We start from the raw sequence: 1687 nt of genomic DNA, 5'->3' as shown, positions 1-1687 counted from the left end.
CCTATGACCGCTTCGCGGTGGCGCTTTCATCCCCCACCTGAAGGAAGGGGCTTTTCGCGCCAGCTTGGTAACCATGACCCTGCAGCTCTACGTAGTACGCCACGGCCAGACGTGGGCCAACCGTGAAGGGCGCTACCTCGGCGCACTGGATGCAGAATTGACTGAAGACGGCCGTCAGCAGGCCGAGGCCTTGCGCAACGCGTTACCCGCGCAGATCGACGTGTTGGTCAGCTCGCCGCTGTTGCGGGCACGGCAAACCGCCGAGATCCTCAACCAGTCGCTGAACCTGCCTCTGGTTGTCGATAAGCATTTTCGTGAGCGTAACGTCGGCGTATTCGAAGGGCTGACCCAGGCTGAGGCCCGGACCCGCTATCCGCAGTTGTGGGCGCGCAATATCACCCGGCAATGGCAGCAAGCACCCGATGGCGGCGAGACCATTGCCGAGGTGGTCGAGCGGTTGCGGCTGGGCCTGAATGGACTGGTCGAGCGCCATGCGGGCAGCACCGTGGTGCTGGTGGCCCATGGTTTTGTGGGCAAGACCGTGCGGGCACTGGTGCGTGGCGACTTCTCGGACTTCTTCGATTGGCAGCTTGAAAATGGACAGGTGCTGGCATTGGATAATGTGGGCGGTATTGCTTTGCCCACTTCAGCGGTTATTTGAAATCGACTGAGTGGTGTTGCAGCCCATTCGCCAGCAAAGCTGCCTCCCACAGATCAGATCCGAGCCGAGCCTGGATCTTGTGCACCTCCCATCAGCCAGCCGCCAGGCCCCACTCTTGTAATTGATCGACTTTATGCCGTGCGGCTATAATTGATATCCTCCCCGGCCTGAAGGCCGGAGATTCCTACGGCGCTCAGGCGCGGCATCGAGCCGCCCCTGAGTCGCTTCGGTGGGTTCCTGCTGCTGGCGCCATGACCTCTGCGCTCACTTCACAGGCTAACCGGGCGTGTCCCGCCCTTAGTACATTGATCGCCCCGACCACATCGGCGTTGCCTTCAAAACCACATCCCACGCACCTGAACAGCGCCTGCGTCTGGCGGTTGGCCGCCGACACATGGCCGCAACACGGGCACGTGCGGCTGGTATTTTGCGGCGGCACGGCAATCAGCCAGCCGCCGCGCCACGCCAGCTTGTAGTCCAGTTGGCGGCGGAACTCGAACCAGCCCTGATCGAGGATGGCCCTGTTCAGGCCAGATTTGGCCCGAACGTTTCTTCCCGGCGCCTCGGCCGTACCTGCCGCCGACCTGGACATATTGCGTACCTGCAAGTCTTCGATACACACCATCGCGTGGTTTTGGCTGATCGTGGTGGAGCACTTGTGCAGGTAGTCGCGGCGGGCATTGCCGATGCGCGAGTGAATGCGCTGGACGCGGGCTTTCGCCTTCTTCCAGTTGCGGCTGAATTTGACCTTGCGGCTCATCGCCTGCTGCGCTTTGCACAGCGCGGTTTCATGGCGTTTGAAGCTGTTGAGGGGTGCGTAGAACGAACCATCCGAAAGCGTGGCGAAGCGGGCAATGCCCATGTCGATGCCGACTGCCGCACCCTGTGCCGTGGGCTGCTCATCGATCTGTCGTTCGGTCTGGATGCTCACGAACCACTTGCCACACGACTGGCTCACGGTGATGTTCTTCACCGTGCCAGGCACCTCGCGGCTGTTGCGGTAGCGCAGCCAGCCCAGCTTGGGCA

Annotated in this window: 2 protein-coding genes; one reads left to right on the top strand and one right to left on the bottom strand. The window is 61.9% G+C overall.

What is annotated here, in order from left to right; translation table 11 throughout:
- Window positions 1–73 precede the first annotated feature (73 nt).
- Entirely contained in the window at window positions 74–661 is a 588-nt protein-coding gene (locus NRB16_RS28710; protein ID WP_257107539.1) for a histidine phosphatase family protein, read from the top strand.
- Between the two features lie 193 nt (window positions 662–854).
- Here NRB16_RS28710 and NRB16_RS28705 read toward each other — a convergent pair.
- Window positions 855–1687: transposase (locus NRB16_RS28705; protein WP_257107538.1), on the bottom strand; the 833-nt coding region annotated here is incomplete at its 5' end.

Source organism: Pseudomonas sp. LJDD11 (assembly GCF_024584215.1).
In the GTDB taxonomy this organism is placed as follows: Bacteria; Pseudomonadota; Gammaproteobacteria; order Pseudomonadales; family Pseudomonadaceae; genus Aquipseudomonas.
This window is presented reverse-complemented; position numbering and strand designations above follow the sequence as displayed.